We start from the raw sequence: 17,057 nt of genomic DNA on the forward strand, positions 1-17,057 counted from the left end.
CAGCCCCGCGCCCTCGTCTCCCCGCCCCTGCGCCGAGAGGAAAGCCGATGAGCCTTCGCGTCGTGCACCGGCCGACACGAACCGTGCATCCCACTCCGGTGCAGGAACCGCACGAGGTGGAGGCCCCGCCGACCCTGCCCGACGGCAACGCCCAGGGCAACCCGCTGATGACCATCCTGCCGATGGTCGGCATGCTGGCGTCGATGACCATCATGATGGTCATGCGCAACCCGGCCTTCATCGCGCTGGGCGGCGTCCTCCTCGTGGTCGCCCTCCTCGCCGCCGTGGTCATGCTCTTCTCCCGGCGCGGCCAGGTCGCCCGGCAGCGCCGCAACCAGCGCGAGCTGTACCTGCAGTACCTGGAGGAACTGCGCGAGGAGCTCACCGCCTGGGAGCAGGGCACCCGCGCCCACGCCCGGCTGCTCGACCCGCCGCCCGAGGCCCTGTACGACGTCATCCGCGACCCCACCCGGCTCTGGGAGCGCCGCCGCAGGCACCGCGACTTCCTGCGAGTGCGGGTGGGCACCGGCCTGACCGAGGGCCGCCCCCTCCGGCTCGCCGAGCAGGGCACGGCCCTCATGCCCACCGACCCGTTCATGCTCTCCGAGGCGCAGGCCGCCATCCGGCGGTTCGCCTCGGTCCCCGAGATGCCGCTGACCCTGCCCCTGGACATGGCCGGGAACGTCAGCGTGATCGGCGAGCGCGAGGACGTGATGCGCGTGGTGCGCGCCCTCGCCGCCCAGTTCGGCGCCTTCCACGCCCCCGAGGACGCCGGGTTGGCGGTGTCCTACCCCGCGGACAGGGCCGAGGACTGGTCCTGGCTGCCGTGGCTGCCCCAGGTCCTGGACCCGCAGCGCCGCGAGGGCGGCGCGGCCGTCCGCCTGATCGCCCCCGACCCGGTCAAGCTGGGCGGCCTGCTCGCGGACGAGCTGCGCTCGCGCACCGACTTCGCCTCCGAGGTCCGCCGGGGCATGGGCAAGCGCGAGGCGTACCGGATGCTGCGCCGGCTCCTGGTCGTCCACGACACCCACGGCGACGTGGCCGCCGAGCTGGTCCGGCCCGACCACGCCGTGGACCCCGTCGACCTGGGCGTCACCGTGCTGCACCTGGTGTCCCGCCAGATCGACGAGCCCAGCGACGTGAACGTGCGCGTCACGGTCACCGGCGACCAGGTACGCGTCGAGGAGCTGCGGGGCGCCGACCCCGTGGTCACCACCGGCACCGTGGACGACGTCTCCGACGCCACCCTCACCGGTCTGGCCCGCATGCTGGCCCCGCTGCGCCTGTCCCCGGAGTCGGTCGAGGAGACGGCCCAGGAGGGCGGCAGCGTCGACTTCCCCGCGATGATGGGCGTCCACGACCCCGGTTCCATGGACGTGCCGCGCCTGTGGGCGCCGCGCAGCGAGCGGGCGTTCCTGCGCGTGCCCATCGGCGTGGACGACATGGGCCAGCCCGTGGTGCTGGACCTCAAGGAGTCCGCGCAGCTGGGCATGGGGCCGCACGGCCTGTGCGTGGGCGCCACCGGTTCGGGCAAGAGCGAGATGCTGCGCACCCTCGTGCTGGCGCTGGCCGCCTCGCACCCGCCCGAGCGGGTGAGCATGGTCCTGGTCGACTACAAGGGCGGCGCCACGTTCGCCCCGTTCGAGGACATGCCGCACGTGGCCGGGGTGATCACCAACCTGGAGGACGACGCCGCGCTGATCGAGCGCGTGTACGCGAGCCTGTCGGGCGAGGTGCAGCGCCGTCAGCAGGTGCTGCGCGACGCCGGGAACGTGTCCAACATCGGCGACTACACCTACAAGCGCGAGCACGACCCCGGCCTGCCGCCGCTGCCGCACCTGCTGGTGATCATCGACGAGTTCGGCGAGCTGCTCACCGCGCGCCCCGACTTCATCGAGCTGTTCCTGTCCATCGGCCGCATCGGGCGCAGCATCGGCGTGCACCTGCTGCTGTCCAGCCAGCGCATCGAGGGCGGCAAGCTGCGCGGCCTGGACACCTACCTGTCCTACCGGCTGGGCCTGCGCACCTTCTCCGAGGAGGAGAGCCGCACGGTCCTCAACACCCCCGACGCCTTCCACCTGCCCTCCCTGCCCGGGTTCGGCTACCTGAAGGTGGACACCAGCGTCTACCAGCGCTTCAAGGCGGGGTACGTCTCCGGCGCCTACCGCGGCCCGGTGGCCGAGGAGGAGCCCACCGAGGGCGCCCCGTCGGTGCGCCGCTACACCGCCTACAACGCCGACGCCGCGCCGGCGGAGGCCGCCGCCTCGGGGTCCTCCGGCGAGGACGTGCCCATGCCCTCCCGCACGGTGGGCCCGACCCTGCTGGACGTGATGGTCGGCCAGTTCGGCAGGCACGGCGAGCGGACCCGGGAGATCTGGCTGCCGCCCCTGCCGTCCGCGACCACGCTGGACGCGGTGGCGGGCGAGCCGGAGGAGAGCGACCGCGGGCTGCGGCTGCCCGGCGAGCACGAGGCGATGCGCGTGCCGCTCGGCCTGCTGGACGACGCCGCCAAGCAGTGGCAGGGCGTGTGGAAGCTCGACCTGACCGCGTCCGGCGGCCACGCCGCGGTCATCGGCGGCCCGCAGAGCGGCAAGACCACCCTGCTGCGCACGCTGGTGCTGTCACTGGCGCTCACGCACACCCCCGCCCAGGCGGCCGTGTACTGCCTGGACCTCATGGGCGGCGGCATGCAGTCCCTGGCGGCGCTGCCGCACGTGGGCGGCGTGGCGGTGCGCACCGACGCCGAGCGGGTGCGCCGCACGGTGGAGGAGGTCCAGGGCATGCTCGAACACCGCCAGACGGTGTTCCGCGAGCGCGGGATCGACTCGGTCGCCCAGCTGCGCCGGATGCACGCGCGCGGCGAGGTCCCCGAGCTGGCCAGCGCCGACGTGGTGTTCGTCGTGGACGGCTTCGGCGCGCTGCGCAAGGACTTCGAGGACATCGACCCGATCGTGACCGAGCTGCTCCAGCGCGGCGGCGGGTTCGGCGTCCACGTGGTGGCCGGGATGCTGCGCTGGAACGACGTGCGCATCGCCGCCCAGTCCAACTTCGGGCAGAAGGTGGAGCTGCACCTCAACGACGCGTCGGACTCCACGATCGACCGCAAGCTCTCCGAGACGATCAGCGCCCGGACCCCGGGCCGGGTGCTCACCGACGCCGAGCTGTTCGGCCAGGCGGCGCTGCCCCGGTTCGACGGGGTGGCCGACAACGACAACCTGGGCGAGGTCGTGGAGAAGGCCGTGCGCGCGGTGGACCGGGCCTGGCGGGGCACGCGTGCGCCCCAGGTGCGGATCCTGCCGCACCGGCTGTCCGCCCGGACCCTGCCCACGGCGGAGTCCGAGCCCAAGGCGGTGCCGATCGGCGTGGACGAGCGCGCCCTGGAACCGGTGCTGCTCGACCTGTTCGAGCGGGACCAGAACCTGCTCGTCATGGGCGACGGGGAGTGCGGCAAGACCAACCTGCTGCGGCTGGTCGCCGAGGGCCTCGTGGCGCGCTACTCCTCCGACGAGGTGGTCTTCGCGGTGATGGACCCGCGCCGGACCCTGCGGGGCGTGGTGCCCGAGGAGTACATGGGCGGGTACGCGAGCAACCCCCGCGTGTGCGCGGGGCTGGCGGGCGGCGTGGCCAAGGAGGTCGAGGGCCGCCTTCCCGAGGACGGGGACGTGGACTCCCTGGAGCCCGGTTCCTTCAAGGGCCCGCGCATCGTGGTGCTCGCCGACGACTACGACGTGCTCACCACGGCGGGGCAGAAGCCGCTGGCGCCGTTCGTCCCGTTCGTGCCCAACGGCCGCGACATCGGCCTGCACTTCGTGGTGGCGCGCCGGGTGGCCGGTGCGGGGCGCGGGATGTACGACCCGCTGGTGCAGGCCATGCGCGAGATCGGCACGAGCGCCCTGGTGATGTCCGGCGACCGGAGCGAGGGCCAGATCCTGCCCCGGGTCTACGCTGCCAGCCAGCCCCCCGGACGCGGCAAGTGGGTGACCCGCGGCGGTTCGTCGCGGCTGGTGCAGACCGCGCTGCGCGAGCCGTACGAGGAGCGGCCGTGACGGCACCGTCCGCTGTCGGTGGACGGGAGTAGAGTGCGGGTGCGCTTCGGGGGATCGCCGACAGCCGGTGTCCGCCCGAACCGCGCCCGTGTCCACGGCATCGGACGGATCACGCGCCACGGTCCCGCGCTCCGTGGCGCCCCGACACCATCACCCACCGAAAGCACCTGACGACGTTCGGCAGGAGAGCCATGCAGCCCCCGCACCAGCCCGCCGGTGGACAGCCGGAGCACGGTTCCCCGTACGCGGGGTACGACGTCCAGCCCGCCTACCAGGCCCCCTACGCCCCGTCCGGCGGGCAGGCGCCCGCCCACCCCGCGCCGTCCGGGTACCAGACCCCGCCCGTGCCCGCGTATGCGACGCCGCCGCAGGCCCCCATGTACCCCCCGCCCCACCAGACCCCTTACGCGTACGGGCATCAGGGCTACTACCCGCCGCCGCAGAGCTGGCTTCCGCCGGCGCTCACCGACCCGGGGCACTGGAGCCCGCACAACCCCGAGATCGGCCGCGCCGAGATGGGTGTGCGCTTCTTGGCCCGGATGGTCGACACGATCGTCTTCGGTTTCCTCTGGTTCGCCATGATGCTGCTGGGGACCTTCGTCAGCGCGGCCCTAGGAGGCGGCGAGATCGACGGTGGCCCTGGTGAAACCACTTTCATGGTGGTCTACATCTTCAATTTCTTCCTGTTGCCCATCGTGTTGGAGTGGCTCCAAGTCCGCCTGTGGGGGCGGTCGGTCGGCAAGATGCTCCTGGGCCTGTGGGTGGTGCGCTCCGACGGCAGCGGAAGGGTCAGGGCCGGTCGCGCGTTCGTGCGGGCGCTGCTCTACGCGCCCGGGCACACCAACCTGGTCAACTGGCTCCTGCCGTGGTCGATCACCAACGTCCTGTGGCCCCTGCGCGACAAGAGGACCCGCAAGTGCCTCCACGACAAGGCGGCGGGCACGGTGGTCGTCCAGGTCCGCCGCTAGCGGTTCCGTCCCGGCCGTACGCTCACGCGGGGCCGGAGCGGGTCCGGGCCGCGGGGCCGACGCCCCCGCGGCCGGTGCTACTCCGTCCCGGCCCCGTCCAGCCCGAAGAACGGCAGGCACGGCTCCAGCCCCGCCACGGTGACCGGGACGGTGCGGTGCGCCGCCCAGTCCGACCTGGTCAGCCGGTAGTGGTTCCTCACCACCCGTCTTCCCCTGACCTCGATCAGGTCGAACCCGTTCCCGCGGTACCCCAGGCGTTCGCAGACCCGCTCCGAGGCGGTGTTGCCCTCGAACACCGACGACACCGCGGCCACGGCGCCCAGCCCCTCGAAGGCCAGGTGCAGCACGGCGGCGCGCATCTCGGTGCCGATCCCCCTGCCCTGGTGGGCTCTTCCCAGCCACGATCCGGTGCCCACCTGGCGCGTGACCGCGAAGTCGCGCGCCCGCATGTCCTGGATGCCCACCACGGCGCCCTCGTGGACCACGACGAGGTTGAGGCCCCAGTCCCGCGGCTTCCACGAGGCGAGGACCCCGAGGTTGTGCTGCACCACCCCGAGGGCGAGCTCGTCCGGCGGCCGGTCGGTCCAGGGTTCGGTGAAGGGCATCGTGTCCGGGTCGTGGACGCCCCCGATCGCGACCTCGGCCAGTCGCCCGAGGTCGTCGAGGGACGGGAGCCGCAGTTCGAGGCGCGGTGTGGTCAGCCGCAGGCCCAGGGGCGGGAAGTGGTCGGTGATCATGCGCCGATTCTCCGGAGCCCGCCCGGCGGTGTCATCCGGTTTTCCCGCCGCCCCGGCTCCGCGGTCCGTAACCGCGCACCCCGCCCGCGGCACCGCCGGGGAGCACCGACCGGCCTGGAGGGCTCGGCACCGGCCCCGGGCGGCGTCTCAGGAGCCGCCGCGCAGCTCCACCAGCAGCGCGGCCAGGGCCTCGGACGCCTCCTCCGGGGCCGCCTCGCGCACGCTCCAGCCGCGCAGACGCGCCAGACGGGCCGCATGGCGCAGGCCCGGGTCGGTGAGCAGGTAGCCGCACGGCGCGTCCGGCCAGTCGGAGACCATCGGCAGCGGCTCGGTCCGGTAGCCGGCGGGCTCCCCGGGAGGAACCGCCGTGTCCGGGGCCGCGTCCTCGGGGCTCTGCGTCCTCGCGACGTCCGCGCGGGTGGGGCTGCCCGGCTGGGGCAGGAACGCGTCCACCAGCACGTAGCCGAACACCGGCCGGTGCGCCGCCCGCTGGGCCGCGCCCACGGCGCCCAGCAGCGGTCCGGCACCGCCCTCGGCCACGAGCGCGGTCGGCGCGTCCGGCGCGACCAGGCGGTTGACCTCCAGGCTGGCGCGGGCGACGTAGCGGGCCGCGTGCGGCGGGTGTTCGTCGCCGCCCACCTCGGGGCGGACGGCGGTGATGCCGTACCCGGACAGCCGGTCGGCCAGGCCGGGCAGCCGCGTGGGTTCGCCGAGGGTCGGGGGGAGCAGGACGGCGATCACGCGGAGGTGCCTCCCCGGGTCTCGTCGCGCACCCACTCCAGGTAGGCGGGGTTGCCACCGGTGACGGGCACGGCGACGACCTCGGGAACGTCGTAGGGGTGGGCCTCGCCGAGGTGCGCGGTCAGCTCGTCCAGCCGGTCGGCGGCGGTCTTGAGCACCACCGTCCACTCCTCGTCGGCCCGGACCCGGCCCTCCCAGCGGTAGAAGCTGGTGATGGGCCCGCTCACCTGCGCGCAGGCCGCCAGCCGGTGCTCGACCACCGACCGCGCCAGCCGTTCCGCGCCGTCCCTGCTGTCGACGGTGGTCTCCACCCGGACCGTGTCCCCGGACTGCGGCATGGCCGTCCCTCCCACCGGGGGCGACGCGGTGCGCCCGCGTCCCGTCCGGTGTTCTAGGCTCACTGATCATGAGCGAACGTGATGAACTCCTGCGTCAGATCAACGATAAGGCGGTCGTGCGCGGCAAGGTGACCCTGTCCTCGGGCATGGAGGCCGACTACTACGTCGACCTGCGCCGGGTCACCCTGGACGGGAAGGCCGCGCCGCTGGTCGGCTCGGTCATGTTGGACAACGTCGCGGACCTGGAGTTCGACGCGGTCGGCGGCCTGACGCTGGGCGCGGACCCGGTGGCCACCGCCATGCTGCACGCCGCGCACGCGCGCGGGCGCACGCTGGACGCCTTCGTGGTGCGCAAGGCGGGCAAGGCGCACGGCCTCCAGAAGCGGATCGAGGGGGCCGACGTGCGCGGGCGGCGCGTGCTCGCCCTGGAGGACACCTCCACCACCGGCGGCTCGGTGCTGACGGCCGTGGAGGCGCTGCGCGAGGCGGGCGCCGAGGTGGTGGCGGTCGCACTGATCCTGGACCGGGGCGCGCGCGAGCGGGTCACCGAGGAGGGCCTGGAGTACCGGGCGGTGTACGGGGTCTCCGACCTGGACGTCTAGCGCGCGGGCCGCGGGGCGCCACGGGGCGTTCCGGCGGCCCTTCTCCGTGGGACGGGTGCCGCCGAGGGGTCCGCGCCCCGGGCGGCCTCAGCCGTCCTGCGGGTCGATCGTGAAGCTGAAGCCGGGTTCGCGGTCGGAGATGTCGCGCTCGTCGCCGTCGACGAAGACCTCGACGGCGGCGGGGTCGCCGATGGTGACCTCCAGACCCTCGTCGGCGGTCGCGTAGTTGACCGACTGGCCCTGGCTCATGTTCTGGTCCATCAGCACGTCGCCGCCGGGGATGCGGACGAAGACGTCGCTGGACTCGCCGACGACGCGGACGTACAGGACGCCCATGCTGCTCGGCTCCGCGCTCTCGGCCGCCGTCTCCGAGGCGTTGGCGCTCACGCTGGTGCCGGGGAGGGAGCGGTAGAGGAAGAAACCGCCCAGGGCCAGGAGCGTCACCAGGAGCACGACGGCCCCGACGATGGCCATCACCTGGCCAACGCCGCGAGGATCATTCCTATGCCTTCCCACGGCGTTGAATGTAGCGCGTATCACGGCAAAAAGCGACAGCAGTCGCCTGGAAGCCCCACGCCTCCCGCAATTCCGTCACAACGGGGATGAAGGGGTCACTCTCCGTCGAACCGGGCGCGCGGAGCCCGGGCGCCGACCCCCGCCAGCTGCGCCTACACCGACAACCCCGGGCAATTTGGTCTAGACCTTTTCAACGGCTCCGGGTATTCGGGATACTTGGGTGACACCTGGTGGACACACCCGGACGCACGGCCCGAGGGCCGCCTCCCCCCGACGTCCGTCTCCACCGGGGCAACGCACGTGGGGTGCCGTCGGCGTGATACCGGCGGCCGCTCGCTCCAGGCCGAATCCAGGGAGAGTCAAGCATGCCCATCGCCAGCCCCGAGGTCTACACCGAGATGCTGAGCCGCGCGAAGTCCGAGGGCTTCGCCTACCCGGCCATCAACGTGACCTCCAGCCAGACGCTGCACGCCGCCCTGCGCGGCTTCGCCGAGGCCGAAAGCGACGGCATCGTCCAGGTTTCCACCGGCGGCGCGGAGTTCCTGTCCGGCGCCACGGTCAAGGACATGGTCACCGGCTCGGTCGCCTTCGCCGAGTTCGCCCGCGTCGTGGCCGAGAAGTACTCGGTGAACATCGCCCTCCACACCGACCACTGCCCCAAGAACAAGCTCGACGGCTTCGTCCGCCCGCTGCTGGAGATCTCCAAGGAGCGCGTGGCCAAGGGCCAGGAGCCGCTGTTCCAGTCCCACATGTGGGACGGCTCGGCGGTCGAGCTGGAGGAGAACCTCCAGATCGCCGAGGAGCTGCTGGCCGCCTCCAAGGCCGCCCGGACGATCCTGGAGATCGAGGTGGGCGTCGTCGGCGGCGAGGAGGACGGCATCGTCGGCGAGATCAACGAGAAGCTCTACACCACGCCCAACGACGCGCTGCGCACCGCCGAGGTGCTGGGCCTGGGCGAGAAGGGCTACTACCTGACGGCCCTGACCTTCGGCAACGTGCACGGCTCCTACAAGCCGGGCTTCGTCAAGCTGCGCCCGGAGGTGCTCAAGAAGGCCCAGGAGGCCGTCGCCGAGAAGTACGGCCGGGCCAAGGCGTTCGACTTCGTCTTCCACGGCGGCTCCGGCTCCACCATGGAGGAGATCCACGAGGCCATCGAGTACGGCGTGGTGAAGATGAACGTCGACACCGACACGCAGTACGCCTACACCCGCCCCGTGGTCGACCACATCATGAAGAACTACGACGGCGTGCTGAAGATCGACGGCGAGATCGGCAACAAGAAGGCCTACGACCCCCGCGCCTACGGCAAGGCGGCCGAGGCCGGCATGGCCGCCCGTGTGGTGGAGGCCGCCCAGCACCTGAAGTCCGCGGGCAACAAGATGAAGTAGTCGCGGCCCGCCACCGGTTCGGCGGTCCGCGAACGGTGCCCGGCGGCCTCGGCCGCCGGGCACCGCGTTTTCCTGGGACCGTGGCGGCTCAGCGCCTCCCCGCTTTCCGTGCGCGGATCCGGCGGGAGGGGGAGCGCCTGGCCGAGTGGCGCGGAGCCCTCCGGCGGACCGGGCCGCCCGGTGGCAGGATGGGAACCATGAACCTGCACCAGAACCTGCTCAACGAGCCGCCCGAGACGCGCCTGGCCGACAACCCCGAGGCCCGCGAGGCCCTCGCCTCCGCCGACGACCCCACGCCGGTCGCCGGGCGCTTCCCCGAGTACTCGGCCGCGTGGGCGCGGCTGGCCGAGCTGGCCCTGGCCGACGGCCAGCCGGTGGCCGCCTACGCCTACGCCCGGACCGGCTACCACCGCGGCCTGGACCAGCTGCGCCGTTCGGGATGGAAGGGCCACGGCCCGATCCCCTGGGAGCACGAGCCCAACCGGGGCTTCCTGCGCGCGCTGCACGCCCTGGGCAGGGCTTCGGCGGAGATCGGCGACAACGACGAGGCCGAGCGCTGCGCCACCTTCCTGCGCGAGTCCAGCGCCGAGGCCGACAAGGCGCTCAACGGCTGACGCGCCCGCCCGCCGGTCGTCGGGTCGTCCGGGATCGGTACGGGTTCCGGACGGCCCGTCCACGCCTCGCGGTCCCCGGTTCTGGTGGGGCCCGTGTGTCGCACGTGCCCCGGTGCCCCACTTAACCCGGATGCCCTGGTCGTGTACCCTCAATACGCAACGGCCCCTGTCGCAGCCTTGCGCCAGGGGTTTTCCGTGTTCGGGGCCGGAAAGCCCCGGGTCAGGTGTCGAGCGAAGAGGTAGAGACCAATGCCGGCGATCACGCTCGTGGGTGCCCAGTGGGGCGACGAGGGTAAGGGCAAGGCGACCGACCTTGTCGGCGACCGCGTGGACTACGTGGTGCGCTACCAGGGCGGGAACAACGCCGGGCACACCGTGGTCATCGGCGACCAGAAGTACGCACTGCACCTGCTGCCCTCGGGCATCCTGTCCCCGAACGTGGTGCCGGTCATCGCCAACGGCGTCGTCATCGACCCGGGCGTGCTGCTGGAGGAGCTGCGCGGCCTCAACGAGCGCGGCGTGGACACGTCCCGCCTGCTCATCTCGGCGAACGCGCACCTGATCATGCCCTACCACCGGGCGCTGGACAAGGTCAGCGAGCGCTTCCTCGGCAAGGGCAAGATCGGCACCACCGGGCGCGGCATCGGCCCGACCTACGCCGACAAGGTCTCCCGCCAGGGCGTGCGCGTCCAGGACATGTTCGACCCCAAGATCCTGCGCAAGAAGATCGAGCTGGCCCTGCACGACAAGAACCAGCTGCTCACCAAGGTGTACAACCGGCGCGGCCTGGAGGCCGAGCCGATCATCGAGGAGTACCTGGGCTACGCCGAGCAGCTGCGCCCCTACGTCGCCGACACCTCCCTGATCCTGAACAAGGCGCTCGACGAGGGCAAGACGGTGTACCTGGAGGGTTCGCAGGGCACCCTGCTGGACATCGACCACGGCACCTACCCGTTCGTGACCTCCTCCTCCCCCACCTCGGGCGGCGCGGCGGCCGGGTCCGGCATCGGCCCCACCCGCATCACCAAGGTCGTGGGCATCCTCAAGGCCTACACCACCCGCGTGGGCTCGGGCCCCTTCCCCACCGAGCTGCTCGACGAGCAGGGCGAGTGGCTGCGCACCCAGGGCGGCGAGTACGGCGTCACCACCGGCCGCAACCGCCGCTGCGGCTGGTTCGACGCGCCCATCGCGCGCTACGCCACGCGGATCAACGGCGTCACCGACTTCTTCCTCACCAAGCTCGACGTGCTCACCGGCCTGGAGCGCATCCCCGTGTGCGTGGCCTACGAGGTCGACGGCGTCCGCCACGACGAGATCCCGATGACCCAGACCGACTTCCACCACGCGAAGCCCGTCTACGAGTACCTCGACGGCTGGTCCGAGGACATCACCGGCGTCCGGACGTTCGACGAACTCCCCAAGAACGCGCAGGCCTACGTGCGTACCCTTGAGGAGATGGCGGGGGCCCCGATCTCCGCCATCGGCGTCGGACCCGGCCGCGACGAGACGCTCCAGCTCCGCTCCCTGGTCTGACCCCCCGTCTGTCCGCCTTCAACACGAAGAGGCCCCCAGTAGTGAAAGCCCTCGTTCTCGGCGGCGGAGGCCGCGAGCACGCTCTGGTCCGCGCCCTGTCCCTGGACCCGGGTGTCACCAGCATCCACAGCGCCCCGGGCAACCCCGGCATCTCGGAGCTGGCCGAGAACCACGTGCTCAACGTGACCGACGGCCTGGCCGTCACCGAGCTGGCCGCGCGCATCCGCGCCGAGCTGGTCGTCATCGGACCGGAGGCCCCGCTGGTCTCCGGTGTGGCGGACGCCCTGCGCGACCGGGGCATCCCGGTGTTCGGCCCCGACCAGGAGGCCGCCCGCCTGGAGGGCTCCAAGGCCTTCGCCAAGGAGGTCATGGAGGCCGCCGGGGTGCCCACCGCCAAGGCGCGGGTGTGCAGGACCGCCAGCCAGGTGTCCGAGGCGCTCGACGAGTTCGGCACGCCCTACGTGGTCAAGAACGACGGCCTGGCCGCGGGCAAGGGCGTCGTGGTGACCGAGGACCGCGCCCTCGCCGAGCAGCACGCCCGCGAGTGCGGCCGCGTGGTCATCGAGGAGTTCCTCGACGGCCCCGAGGTGTCCCTCTTCGTGCTGAGCGACGGGCTGCACGCCCTGCCGCTGCTGCCCGCGCAGGACTTCAAGCGCGCCTACGACGGCGACCAGGGCCCCAACACGGGCGGCATGGGCGCGTACGCGCCGCTGCCGTGGGCTCCGGCCGGTCTGGTGGACGAGGTCATGGAGTCGGTCGTGCGGCCGACCCTGGTGGAGATGAACCGGCGCGGCAAGCGCTACCAGGGCCTGCTGTACGTGGGTCTGGCGCTCACGTCGCGGGGTCCGCGCGTGGTGGAGTTCAACGCCCGGTTCGGCGACCCGGAGACCCAGGTGGTCCTGGACCGTCTGGCCACCCCGATCGGCGCCGTCCTCCAGGCCACCGACACCGGAGGCCTGGGGAGCATCGGCTCCCTCCAGTGGAAGTCGGGCGCCGCGGTCACCGTGGTGGTCGCCGCCGAGAACTACCCCGGCGACCCGGTCAAGGGCGACGTCATCGGCGGCCTGGACCAGGCCAACGCGCTGGAGGGCGCGTACGTGCTGCACGCGGGCACCGACTGGGAGGGCTCGGGCGGCGTCAAGGCGAGCGGAGGCCGGGTGCTCAACGTCGTCGGCACCGGGATCGACCTGCGCCAGGCGCGCGAGCGGGCCTACGAGGCCGTGGCGCGCATCGAGCTGCGCGGCTCGTTCCACCGCACCGACATCGCCGAGCGCGCCGCGGCCGAGCTGTAAGCGGGGTGCGGGCACGCCTGAGGGCGGGCGTGCCCAGGGCACCCCGATGGGGAGGGGGTTCGAGGCCCCCTTTCCAAGTCCATCACGGACCGGGGCACGTTCCACAGCCCCTTCCCGAACCTGTGGACAACCCGCCCGGCGCCGCCCGGCGGCCGGTGCGTAGGAGAGGGGAAGCCATGAGCGGTTTCGTCGTCAGGCCCGAGCCCGTCCGGGTCGAAGGGCTCACCCACCTGCACACCGGCAAGGTGCGCGAGCTGTACGCCGCGGCCGACGGGTCGCTGGTGATGGTCGCCAGCGACCGCGTGTCGGCCTACGACTGGGTGCTGCCCACCGAGATCCCCGGCAAGGGGCGGCTGCTCACCCAGCTGTCCCTGTGGTGGTTCGAGCGGTTGGGCGGCCTGGTGCCCAACCACGTCGTGTCCGACGTCCTCCCGGAGGGCGCCCCCGCCGACTGGGCGGGCAGGACCCTGGTGTGCCGCAGGCTGGACATGGTGCCGGTGGAGTGCGTGGCGCGCGGCTACCTGACCGGTTCCGGCCTGGAGGAGTACCGGGCGGACGGCACCGTGTGCGGGATCGCGCTGCCCGACGGTCTGGTCGACGGCTCCGAGCTGCCCGAGCCGATCTTCACCCCGGCGACCAAGGCCGAGGTGGGCGACCACGACGAGAACGTCTCCTTCGGGGCCGTCGCCGCCGCGCACGGGGACGAACTGGCCGCCGAGCTGCGCGACCTCACCCTGCGCGTGTACGGACGCGGCCGGGAGCTGGCGCGCGAGCGCGGCATCATCCTCGCCGACACCAAGTTCGAGTACGGGCGCGACGCTTCGGGGAACCTGGTGCTGGCCGACGAGGTGTTCACCCCCGACTCCTCCCGCTACTGGCCCGCCGACACGTGGGCGCCGGGCGGGCCGCAGACCTCCTTCGACAAGCAGGTCCTGCGGGACTGGCTGCGCTCGCCGGAGTCCGGGTGGGACCGTGCCTCGGAGACGCCGCCGCCGGAGCTGCCCAAACACGTGGTACAGCGCACTCTTGACCGTTACGTGGAGATCTACGAGCTTCTGACCGGGACGAAGCCCGCTCTGTGAGGCACCGCGCGGGGGTGATTCGACGCACGCGACCGCCGATTCGCGTCCAAGAGCACGTATGGTGGTGACGTTGTGCGGGTCACCGGAGGCCGGCGGACAACCATACGCACGGCATCCCCGGTCTTTCCCGTTGGCGGAATACCTCTTTGGCCGTTTGGCGGGACTCCATCCCCCGATCTGCGGGTATACCACGTCCTGGACCGGTACATGCGAACGGGTGCTATAGAGTTCTCGCGAACACCGGTTCACTGGCCGCGCAGGTCACACGCATGATGTCGCAACGTTCCAGGGGAAACCCGCGTCTCATACGCACACAGGCGAAGCCCGACGAGGGTGACCTTTTTTCCACATCTGCCTCACAAAGGAGCACATGAGCATGGGCCAGGAGGTTCGTTACCGCGTCCGCGGCGGACGCCCCCTCAGTGGAACGGCGTTCATCCAAGGCGCGAAGAACGCCGTCCTGCCGATGATCGGGGCCGCCCTCCTCGCGGCCAGGGGCCGTACGGTGCTGCGGAACGTCCCGGTCATCGAGGACGTCTACCGAGCTCTGGAACTCGCCGAGCACGTGGGTGCCAAGGTCGAGTTCCACGAGGCCGAGCGCACCGTCGTCATCGACGCGTCCAAGCTCAACGACCCCGAGCGGGCCGTCCTGCCCGCCGAGATCGCGGCCCGTTTCCGCGGCTCCGTGCTCTTCGTCCCGGCGCTGATGCACCGCACCGGCCGCGCCCGCATCGAGGGCGTCGGCGGATGCAACCTGGGCAGCCGGAACCTGGACTTCCACTACCGGGGCTTCGCGCGCCTGGGCGCCGAGGTCACCGAGGACCCCGAGCGCAACCACATCAACGTCGAGGCCAGCAACCTCCGCGGCGGCCGCCTGTACCTGGACACTCCGTCCCACACGGGCACCGAGAACCTCATCATGGCCGCGGTGCTGGCGCCCGGCACCACGGTGATCGAGCACGCGGCCCTGGAGCCCGAGGTCATCGACGTCATCAACTTCCTGAGCGCCATGGGCGCCAAGATCAGCGGCGGCGGCACCGGCTTCATCACCGTCGAGGGTGTCAAGGAACTCACCGCGGTCGAGCACACCATCATGTCCGACCGCATCGACGCGGGCGTGTTCGCGATGACCGTCGCCGCCACCGGCGGTGACGTCAGCCTCGTGGGCGCCCAGCTGGACCACCTGGGCGTGGCCCGCTGGAAGCTGGAGCAGATGGGCGTGGGCTTCTCCCAGGAGGGCGCCGTCCTGCACGTCCACCGGGATCCGTCGGTGCCGCTGCGGCCGATCAACGCCGTGACCTCGCCCTTCCCGGGCTTCGCCACCGACCTCCAGTCGCCGCTGATGGCCCTGGCCACCCTGGCCGAGGGTGAGAGCTACATCCACGAGGCCATCTACGACGGCCGGTTCGCCCTGGCCGACGAGCTCACCAAGATGGGCGCCAAGATCGAGGTCGAGGGCACCCGCGCGATCGTGCACGGCACCACCAACCTGCGCGGCACCGAGGTCATCGCCCACGACCTGCGCACCGGCGCGGCCCTGGTCCTCGCCGGACTGGTCGCCGAAGGTGAGACAATCGTGGCGCCCGGCTATCTGGTGGACCGCGGTCACGCTCAGTTCGCGACCCGGCTCGCTGCGCTAGGCGCTGACGTGGAGCGCGTCGTCGTCTCGTAGGGAGCCGAAAGCGCAGTTCAAGCCGGGGTGGGAGCCCGCCTCCCACCCGGGCTTTCGGCGTTGATATGGAAAACGATCTTCTTTGGCCCCGCACAATGGGTACGATCTCGGCAATCATGCCGTGACAGAGATCGGGTCGGGAAACCAGTGGGCGCACATAGTGAAGAGCGTGGAATGGTAGCGGGGAGCAACCCGAGGTGAGTGCCCAGCGTACTGGCGATTTGACGATCGGCGTCATAGGACCCCATGAGGTGGTCGAACGGGTCATGCTCATGGGTCCGGGGTCCACGGGGCCCCTCAACGCCAGACTCATCGCCGCCGCGTACCGAGATGAGCAAGAGGCGACGGACAAGGTCGTCAGGCTGGGTTCGGCGATCGACGCGTACCTGTTCGCCAGCCCTGTCCCCTACGAGTTCGCGCGCAAGGCCGGTGTGCTGACGATGCCCGCCACCTTCGTGCCTCTCGGCGGGGCGAGCCTGCACGAGGCCCTGCTCCGAGCGACCCTGGACGAGCGCTACGACCCGACCAGAGCCAGTCTGGACGTGCTCAGCCGCGCCGACGTGGTGGAGGCCTACTCCGAGGTCGACCTGCCCGTGGACGGGATCCACGTGCACGAGGAGCTCACCAACACCGCGCAGCTCACGTCCTTCCACGAGGGGCTGTGGCGCCGCAAGGCCACCAGGATGGCCATCACCTGCGTGCGCGGGGTCGCCGAGCGCCTGGAGGCCATCGGCGTGCCGGTGGTCCGGCTGCGGCCCACCAACGCGGGTGTGCGCAGCGCCCTGCAGACCGCGGGTCTGCTGGGGGCGCACCACCGCCTGGAGGAGGCCCAGCTGGGCGTGGTGGTGGTGGACGTGCCCACCCTGCGGGACTCGACGCGGCGTTCGACGCCCCGGTACTGGCGGGAGGAGCTGCGGCTGTCCCTGCACCGGCTGCTGCTCCAGGAGGCCCACCGGATCAACGCCACGGCGCACCGGCTGGACGACCATTCGTTCATGGTGACGGCGACTCGCGGGTCGCTGGTGACCGCGACCGAGGGTTTCCGGCAGCCGCCGTTCGTGGAGCGGATCAAGGCGGAGCTGGGGATCGCGATCGAGGTCGGCATCGGCATGGGGCGGACCACCCAGGACGCCGAGGCCCACGCCCGGGCCGCGCTGAACCGCGCCCAGGCGTCTCGGCAGAGCTTCGCGGTGGACCGCGAGGGCCGTTCCCTGGTGCCCGCCCAGCGCGCGCCCGCACGGCAGTCCTCCGAACCGCTGCGGACCAAGGGACGCGAGACGCTGATTCGGCTTTCGGAGAAGATCGCCGAGGAGGACGGGCCGCTGGTGGTCGACGCGGAGAACGCCGGGCGGATGCTCGGTGTCACCTCCCGGACCGCGCGCCGGCTGCTGCGGACCCTGGTGGAGGAGGGGCTGGCGTGGCCGCTGCCGCCCAACCGGACCCTTCAGCCGGGCCGCCCCCGCCAGCTGTACCGGCTGATCGTGGAGAAGCTCGACAAGGACGCCGCGGGTAAGTAGCCGCGATGTCC

14 protein-coding genes are annotated in these 17,057 nt (G+C 72.0%); 10 read left to right on the forward strand and 4 right to left on the reverse strand.

The genetic code is table 11. The annotated features are described in order from the left end of the window. Positions 1-47 precede the first annotated feature (47 nt). On the forward strand, positions 48-4,046 hold the full coding sequence (gene eccCa, locus AC0VX6_RS27465; RefSeq protein WP_274975364.1) for a type VII secretion protein EccCa: 3,999 nt from the start codon (positions 48-50) through the stop codon (positions 4,044-4,046). Positions 4,047-4,237: 191 nt separating this feature from the next. Beyond that, positions 4,238-5,014: an RDD family protein gene (locus AC0VX6_RS27470; protein ID WP_274975365.1), complete on the forward strand. Its 777-nt coding sequence runs from the start codon at positions 4,238-4,240 to the stop codon at positions 5,012-5,014. 77 nt (positions 5,015-5,091) lie between these two features. On the opposite strand, the gene AC0VX6_RS27475 is transcribed toward AC0VX6_RS27470, so the two are convergent. The 3 genes from AC0VX6_RS27475 to cutA form a co-directional block, all read right to left on the reverse strand. Further along, positions 5,092-5,751, reverse strand: coding sequence for a GNAT family N-acetyltransferase (locus tag AC0VX6_RS27475; protein ID WP_475466802.1), 660 nt, complete (start codon positions 5,749-5,751; stop codon positions 5,092-5,094). Between the two features lie 147 nt (positions 5,752-5,898). Continuing rightward, positions 5,899-6,492, reverse strand: coding sequence for a hypothetical protein (locus tag AC0VX6_RS27480; protein WP_274975367.1), 594 nt, complete (start codon positions 6,490-6,492; stop codon positions 5,899-5,901). After that, positions 6,489-6,830, reverse strand: a complete 342-nt coding sequence (cutA, locus tag AC0VX6_RS27485; protein WP_274975368.1) for a divalent-cation tolerance protein CutA — start codon at positions 6,828-6,830, stop codon at positions 6,489-6,491. Before cutA ends, AC0VX6_RS27480 begins: the two co-directional genes overlap by 4 nt. Before the next feature lie 68 nt (positions 6,831-6,898). Here cutA and pyrE point away from each other — a divergent pair, with 68 nt between their 5' ends. Further along, positions 6,899-7,432, forward strand: coding sequence for an orotate phosphoribosyltransferase (gene pyrE / locus AC0VX6_RS27490; RefSeq protein ID WP_013155624.1), 534 nt, complete (start codon positions 6,899-6,901; stop codon positions 7,430-7,432). A gap of 87 nt (positions 7,433-7,519) precedes the next feature. Here the strand turns inward: pyrE and AC0VX6_RS27495 are convergent, their stop codons facing one another. Next, positions 7,520-7,906, reverse strand: a complete 387-nt coding sequence (locus tag AC0VX6_RS27495) for a RodZ domain-containing protein (RefSeq protein WP_274978279.1) — start codon at positions 7,904-7,906, stop codon at positions 7,520-7,522. A 407-nt stretch (positions 7,907-8,313) separates the two neighbouring features. Here AC0VX6_RS27495 and fbaA point away from each other — a divergent pair, with 407 nt between their 5' ends. From fbaA to AC0VX6_RS27530, 7 genes are all read left to right on the forward strand, one after another. Further along, positions 8,314-9,336 carry a class II fructose-bisphosphate aldolase gene (gene fbaA, locus AC0VX6_RS27500; protein WP_274975369.1) on the forward strand — a complete coding sequence of 341 codons (1,023 nt, stop codon included), beginning with the start codon at positions 8,314-8,316 and terminating at the stop codon, positions 9,334-9,336. 197 nt (positions 9,337-9,533) lie between these two features. Further along, the gene (locus AC0VX6_RS27505; RefSeq protein WP_274975370.1) at positions 9,534-9,950 is read left to right on the forward strand and encodes a DUF3151 domain-containing protein; all 417 of its coding nucleotides are present in this window, start codon (positions 9,534-9,536) and stop codon (positions 9,948-9,950) included. Positions 9,951-10,199: 249 nt separating this feature from the next. After that, positions 10,200-11,483 (forward strand): adenylosuccinate synthase, encoded by a 1,284-nt coding sequence (locus AC0VX6_RS27510; protein ID WP_013155628.1) that lies wholly within the window; start codon positions 10,200-10,202, stop codon positions 11,481-11,483. A gap of 41 nt (positions 11,484-11,524) precedes the next feature. Further along, positions 11,525-12,775 (forward strand): phosphoribosylamine--glycine ligase, encoded by a 1,251-nt coding sequence (purD, locus tag AC0VX6_RS27515; protein ID WP_274975371.1) that lies wholly within the window; start codon positions 11,525-11,527, stop codon positions 12,773-12,775. Between the two features lie 176 nt (positions 12,776-12,951). Further along, positions 12,952-13,857, forward strand: coding sequence for a phosphoribosylaminoimidazolesuccinocarboxamide synthase (locus tag AC0VX6_RS27520; protein ID WP_475466805.1), 906 nt, complete (start codon positions 12,952-12,954; stop codon positions 13,855-13,857). Between the two features lie 376 nt (positions 13,858-14,233). Further along, positions 14,234-15,529 carry a UDP-N-acetylglucosamine 1-carboxyvinyltransferase gene (murA, locus tag AC0VX6_RS27525; RefSeq protein WP_274978280.1) on the forward strand — a complete coding sequence of 432 codons (1,296 nt, stop codon included), beginning with the start codon at positions 14,234-14,236 and terminating at the stop codon, positions 15,527-15,529. Between the two features lie 251 nt (positions 15,530-15,780). Continuing rightward, positions 15,781-17,046: a transcriptional regulator gene (locus tag AC0VX6_RS27530; protein ID WP_274975373.1), complete on the forward strand. Its 1,266-nt coding sequence runs from the start codon at positions 15,781-15,783 to the stop codon at positions 17,044-17,046. Positions 17,047-17,057 lie beyond the last annotated feature (11 nt).

The sequence above is a fragment of the Nocardiopsis sp. iso_25 genome (genome assembly GCF_056173305.1).

Coding starts and splice junctions, on each gene's coding strand:
- eccCa (WP_274975364.1), top strand. CDS start 48: ATGAGCCTTCGCGTCGTGCACCGGCCGACACGAACCGTGCATCCCACT.
- AC0VX6_RS27470 (WP_274975365.1), top strand. CDS start 4,238: ATGCAGCCCCCGCACCAGCCCGCCGGTGGACAGCCGGAGCACGGTTCC.
- AC0VX6_RS27475 (WP_475466802.1), bottom strand. CDS start 5,751: ATGATCACCGACCACTTCCCGCCCCTGGGCCTGCGGCTGACCACACCG.
- cutA (WP_274975368.1), bottom strand. CDS start 6,830: ATGCCGCAGTCCGGGGACACGGTCCGGGTGGAGACCACCGTCGACAGC.
- pyrE (WP_013155624.1), top strand. CDS start 6,899: ATGAGCGAACGTGATGAACTCCTGCGTCAGATCAACGATAAGGCGGTC.
- AC0VX6_RS27495 (WP_274978279.1), bottom strand. CDS start 7,906: ATGGCCATCGTCGGGGCCGTCGTGCTCCTGGTGACGCTCCTGGCCCTG.
- fbaA (WP_274975369.1), top strand. CDS start 8,314: ATGCCCATCGCCAGCCCCGAGGTCTACACCGAGATGCTGAGCCGCGCG.
- AC0VX6_RS27505 (WP_274975370.1), top strand. CDS start 9,534: ATGAACCTGCACCAGAACCTGCTCAACGAGCCGCCCGAGACGCGCCTG.
- AC0VX6_RS27510 (WP_013155628.1), top strand. CDS start 10,200: ATGCCGGCGATCACGCTCGTGGGTGCCCAGTGGGGCGACGAGGGTAAG.
- AC0VX6_RS27520 (WP_475466805.1), top strand. CDS start 12,952: ATGAGCGGTTTCGTCGTCAGGCCCGAGCCCGTCCGGGTCGAAGGGCTC.
- murA (WP_274978280.1), top strand. CDS start 14,234: ATGGGCCAGGAGGTTCGTTACCGCGTCCGCGGCGGACGCCCCCTCAGT.